Source organism: Cellulomonas sp. A375-1, from assembly GCF_001040865.1.
GTDB lineage: Bacteria > Actinomycetota > Actinomycetes > Actinomycetales > Cellulomonadaceae > Cellulomonas > Cellulomonas gelida.
In genome coordinates, this window is sequence record NZ_LFKW01000116.1 from 65,626 (window position 1) to 70,734 (window position 5,109).

At 72.7% G+C, this 5,109-nt stretch carries 7 protein-coding genes; 3 read left to right on the forward strand and 4 right to left on the reverse strand.

Going from position 1 to position 5,109, the window contains the following annotated elements; genetic code table 11:
• Positions 1-865: PHB depolymerase family esterase (locus tag CWIS_RS19490; protein WP_048343614.1), on the reverse strand; the 865-nt coding region annotated here is incomplete at its 3' end.
• 274 nt (positions 866-1,139) lie between these two features.
• Between CWIS_RS19490 and CWIS_RS12205 the strand changes: the two genes are divergently transcribed.
• A complete protein-coding gene (locus CWIS_RS12205; RefSeq protein ID WP_048343562.1) occupies positions 1,140-2,144 on the forward strand; it encodes a malate dehydrogenase in 1,005 nt (334 codons plus the stop codon).
• A 34-nt stretch (positions 2,145-2,178) separates the two neighbouring features.
• A complete protein-coding gene (locus CWIS_RS12210) occupies positions 2,179-2,448 on the forward strand; it encodes a DUF167 domain-containing protein (protein ID WP_048343563.1) in 270 nt (89 codons plus the stop codon).
• 19 nt (positions 2,449-2,467) lie between these two features.
• Here the strand turns inward: CWIS_RS12210 and CWIS_RS12215 are convergent, their stop codons facing one another.
• The 3 genes from CWIS_RS12215 to purU form a co-directional block, all read right to left on the reverse strand.
• On the reverse strand, positions 2,468-3,067 hold the full coding sequence (locus tag CWIS_RS12215; RefSeq protein WP_048343564.1) for a GNAT family N-acetyltransferase: 600 nt from the start codon (positions 3,065-3,067) through the stop codon (positions 2,468-2,470).
• A 44-nt stretch (positions 3,068-3,111) separates the two neighbouring features.
• Positions 3,112-3,489: a hypothetical protein gene (locus CWIS_RS12220; RefSeq protein ID WP_053071706.1), complete on the reverse strand. Its 378-nt coding sequence runs from the start codon at positions 3,487-3,489 to the stop codon at positions 3,112-3,114.
• A 141-nt stretch (positions 3,490-3,630) separates the two neighbouring features.
• Positions 3,631-4,506 (reverse strand): formyltetrahydrofolate deformylase, encoded by an 876-nt coding sequence (purU, locus tag CWIS_RS12225; protein WP_048343610.1) that lies wholly within the window; start codon positions 4,504-4,506, stop codon positions 3,631-3,633.
• A gap of 40 nt (positions 4,507-4,546) precedes the next feature.
• Between purU and CWIS_RS12230 the strand changes: the two genes are divergently transcribed.
• Complete coding sequence (locus CWIS_RS12230; protein WP_048343565.1) at positions 4,547-5,059, forward strand: GNAT family N-acetyltransferase; 513 nt, start codon at positions 4,547-4,549, stop codon at positions 5,057-5,059.
• The last annotated feature ends 50 nt before the right edge of the window (positions 5,060-5,109 follow it).

Below are 5,109 nucleotides of genomic sequence, written 5' to 3' on the forward strand. Positions count from 1 at the left end.
CGGTGCCGCCGTACCGGGTGCGGGTGATCGAGCCGTTCACGACCGTCGACGACGGCGTCCCGGACACCCCCAGCACGTTCGTCCACTGCTTGATCGCCTCGCCGTGGTTCGCGTAGGCGAGCGTCGTGTCCTGCGTGCCGTGCCACAGCTGGACCCGAGGCCGGGGGCCGCTGTAGCCGGGGTAGGCGGCGCGTGCGAGGTCACCCCACTGCTGGGCCGTGCGGCTGATCTGCCCCTGCGAGCACTGGCTGTTCCACGGCGCCTGGCTCGACGAGCCGGGCGGGGGAGAGCTCGTCGAGAAGCACGTCGCGGGGACTCCCGCGAACGCCGAGCCCGCGGCGAAGACGTCCGGGTAGGTCGCGAGCAGCACCTGCGTGGTCATCGCACCCGACGAGACGCCCGTGGCGTACACGCGGCTCGGGTCGGTGGAGTAGCGCTGCTGCACGTAGGCGACCATGTTCGCGATGCTCGTCGGGTCGCTCGCGCCGCCGTGCGTCAGGGCCTGGGACGACGAGACGTCGAAGCACTGGCCCGGCCGGTTCGCCTGCGGGTAGACGACGATGTACCCGTACCGGTTGGCGAGCTCGTCGAACTGGCTCCCGTTGAACATCGCCTGCGCCGAGCCGGTGCAGTAGTGCGACACCACGAGCACGGGCGCCCGGGCCGGGACGTTGTCGGGGACGTAGAGGTACATCCCGAGCTGGCCGGGGTTCGCGCCGAAGCTGGTGACCTGCACGAGCGAGGCGGCCTGCGCAGGTGCGGCCACGACAGTCGCGGCGACGAGCAGGCCGAGCCCGGTCAGCACCGCAGTGAGCAGGGGGGCGAGTCGGGCACGCAAGGGCCGGGACAAGGACGTCGTCGTCATGGGGACCTTCCGATCTGGGGTGGGCCGGCCCGCGCGCGGCCCTGCTCGGCACGTTCGTCGTCGGCGGCACGTCCGACAAGCGCGGGCAGCACGACGAACCGTTTCGCCCACGAGTCGCGTCCCGACGAGGAGCGCGAGGACCAGCACGAGCGGCACGGCGCACCGGCGGCGCGCGGTCGTGACCGAGCGCCGCGTGGCACCTCGCGCGATAGGTTCGGTGCAGTCCCGCAGCGTGGCGGGACCTGCACCGACGGCCGATCGAAGGAGCCCTCCCGTGTCTGCCCAGCTCGACTCCCCGACCACTCCCGCCGTCGTCACGGTGACCGGCGCCGCCGGCCAGATCGGCTACGCCTTGCTGTTCCGGATCGCGTCGGGTCAGCTCCTCGGCCCGGACACCCCGGTGCGCCTGCGCCTGCTCGAGGTGCCGCAGGCGGTGCGCGCCGCCGAGGGCACCGCGATGGAGCTCGACGACTGCGCGTTCCCGCTGCTCGCGGGCATCGACATCTTCGACGACGCGCGCCCCGCGTTCGACGGCGCGAACGTCGGCCTGCTCGTGGGCGCACGTCCCCGCACCGCGGGCATGGAGCGCGGCGACCTGCTCTCGGCGAACGGCGGGATCTTCGGCCCGCAGGGCGCGGCGATCAACGCGGGCGCGGCGGCGGACATCAAGGTGCTCGTCGTCGGGAACCCCGCGAACACCAACGCCTTCATCGCCGCGTCCCACGCGCCCGACGTCCCCGCGGACCGGTTCACAGCCATGACGCGGCTCGACCACAACCGCGCGCTCGCGCAGCTCGCGGCCCGCGCCGGCAAGCCGGTCGACCGGATCCGGCACCTGACCATCTGGGGCAACCACTCCGCGACGCAGTTCCCCGACCTGACGCGCGCGACGGTGGACGGCGCGCCGGCCACCGACCTGGTCGACGCTGCCTGGGTGAGCGACACGTTCATCCCGACCGTCGCCAAGCGCGGCGCCGCGATCATCGAGGCCCGTGGCGCGTCGTCGGCCGCGTCCGCCGCCAACGCGGCCATCGACCACGTCCGCACCTGGGTCGACGGGACGCCCGACGACGACTGGACGTCCGCCGGCGTCGTCTCCGACGGCTCCTACGGGGTGCCCGAGGGACTCATCTCGTCGTTCCCGGTGACCTCGGACGGCACGCAGTGGTCGATCGTGCCGGGCCTCGAGCTCGACGCCGACTCGCGCGCGCGGCTGGAGGCGTCGGTCGCCGAGCTCGTCGAGGAGCGCGAGGCGGTGCGCGCGCTCGGCCTCGTCTGACGTGGTGCACGCCGCCCGAGGCCGGGTCTGAGCCGTGCGGGTCGCGATCCGAGTGAAGCCCGGGGCCTCCCGCACGCGGGTCGGCGGGGCCTACGGAGGCGCGCTCGTCGTCGCGGTCTCCGCGCGCGCTGTCGACGGTGCCGCGACAGAGGCCGCGCTCGCGGCGGTCGCCGACGCGTTCGGTGTCCGCCGCCGGCACGTCGACCTCGTCACGGGCGCCACCAGCCGGGACAAGGTCGTCGAGCTCGACGACACCGCGCTGGACGACGGTCCGGCGCGGCTCGCCGAGCTGCGCGACGGATGATCCACGACGGGCCGCCGTGTCAGGCGAGCTCCCTGCGCACCACGACCCGCGGCCGCCCGCCGCTGCGGCCGGTGGTCGGCGCCGCGACGTGGAACCCTGCGCGCTCGAACAGCCTCGACGTGCCGACGTAGCCCGAGATGACGTCGACGCGCTCGCCGGCGTCCACCTGCACCGGATACCCCTCGACGACCTCCGCGCCGTGCGCCGCGGCGTGCGCGACGGCGCCCTCGAGCAGCGGGAGCATCATCCCGCGCCCGCGATAGCCACCGCGCACGACGAAGCACACGACGCTCCACGCGTCGCGCTCGTCGACGAACGGGAGCGTCCGTGAGTGCATGAGGCGCCGGTACGTGCTGCGCGGCGCGACCGAGCACCAGCCCGCGGGCGCGCCGTCGACGTACGCGATCACGCCGGGACCGGGCTCGCTCGAGCACTCGTCGCGCATGTACGCCGGGCGGTCGTCGTTCGACACGCGCGAGTCGCGGTAGGCGGTGCACCAGCAGCCGTGGCCGCCGGGCTTCTTCACCCCGACGACCTGCGCGAAGTCCTCGAACCGTCCCACCGCGGAGTGCACGACGACGTCGTCGGAAGAGAGGCGAGGAAGGGGAGCGCGAGCCATGCCGCCACGCTAGCGACGGCCACCGACACCGTCCCCGGGGCGGCTCAGCGTGGGGTGAAGGAGGTCGCGCAGGTGCGGCCCGACGACGTCGTCACGGTGACCTTCACCTTGTAGCCCTTGGTCGCCCGGCCGATGGAGTACGTCACCGACGCGCGACCCTCGGCCGTGGCCTTGGTGGTCTTCGTGTTGGTCGTCGTCTTGTACTTCGCCTTGGTGGTCACCGTGGCCTTCTTGCCGGCGGCCGAGACCCGCACGGTGACGGTCGAGTACTGCTTGGGCTTGGAGTCCGAGACGCTCACCGAGCAGGACTTGCCGGCGGGAGAGGCGTCCGTGGCCTGAGCGGCGGGCCCGACCAGCGCCAGTGGAGCGGCGACGAGCAGACCGGCGAGCACGGCGACGGGACGGCGGGGGAGGCGGTACACGGCAGGTGTCCTTCCGACGAGGTTCCGCCGATGGTGCTCGGAACTGTCGACGACGTCGACCCCATTCGTCGGGATCCTCCTCGCGTGCCGGGAGATTCCACCCGGGTGAGCGCTGGTCCCCGCCGAGCGCGGCGGGGTGGGTCAGCGGAAGACGATGGTGCGGTGGCCGTCGAGCAGCACGCGGTGCTCGGCGTGCCAGCGCACGGCGCGGGCCAGGGCCCGGCGCTCGACGTCCTGCCCGAGCGCGACGAGGTCGTCGACCGAGCGTGTGTGGTCCACCCGCTCGACGTCCTGCTCGATGATCGGGCCCTCGTCGAGGTCGCCCGTGACGTAGTGGGCGGTCGCGCCGATGAGCTTGACGCCACGGTCGTGCGCCTGGGCGTACGGGCGCGCGCCCTTGAACGAGGGCAGGAACGAGTGGTGGATGTTGATGACACGGCCCGCGAGCTGGCGGCACAGGTCGTCGGACAGGATCTGCATGTAACGCGCGAGCACGACGAGCTCGACGTCGAGCTCGTCGACCAGCTCCAGGAGCCGGGCCTCGGCCTCGGCCTTGGTCGCGGCGGTCACGGGCACGTGGTGGAACCCGATGCCGTAGAACTGCGCGAGCGGTTCGAGCACGGTGTGGTTGGAGACGACCGCGACGAGGTCGACCGGCAGCTTCTCGGACCGCTGGCGGAACGCGAGGTCGTTGAGGCAGTGCGCCGCGGTCGAGCCCATGACGAGGGTGCGCACGGGGCGGCCCGCGACGTCGAGCGACCACGTCATGTCGAACGAGCCGGCGATGCGGTCGAGCGCACCCGCGAGCTCGTCGTACGTCACGGCGGAGGTGACCTGCACGCGCATGAAGAACAGCCCGGTCAGCGGGTCGCCGAACTGCTGCGACTCGGTGATGTTCCCGCCGTGGTCCGCGAGCAGCCCCGCGACGGCGTGGACGATCCCCGGGCGGTCGGGGCACGAGAGCGTCAGGACCCAGTGGGTCTCGCCGGGCGTGGTCGGGCTCGCAGTGTGGGACACGAGGTCCGAGAGTAGTGCGCCACGCCGCGCGGCTGACACGATGGGTCGTATGACGGCCGACCTCGACATCCGCCAGGTGACCACCGACGAAGCCGGTGAGCTGCTCACGCTGCGCCGCGCCGCGTTCGTCACCGAGGCGCAGCAGTACGGCGACCCGAACATCCCGCCGCTCACCCAGACGATCGAGGAGCTGGTCGCGGACCTGCAGCGCGACGACGTCGTGACGCTCGGCGGGTGGGACGGCCACCGGCTCGTCGGCTCGATCCGGGTGCTGATCGAGAACAAGAAGGCGACGCTCGGCCGGTTCGCCGTGGCGCCCGACCTGCAGGGCAAGGGCTTCGGCACGCAGCTCCTGCTCGCGATCCTGCCGTACCTGCCCGACGGCATCGAGGAGGTCTGGGTCTTCACGGGCCGCGACTCGGTGCAGAACATCGCGCTGTACGCCAAGCACGGCTACGAGCACCAGCACGACCAGACCGCGGGCGACCTCACGTACGCGTTCCTGCGCAAGTCGCTCGTCGAGACGCCCGACGTGCACGAGGACGACCGCTGACCGGCGCATGAGCACCCCGACGGGCCACGTCGACGTCCCTGAGCAGGTCT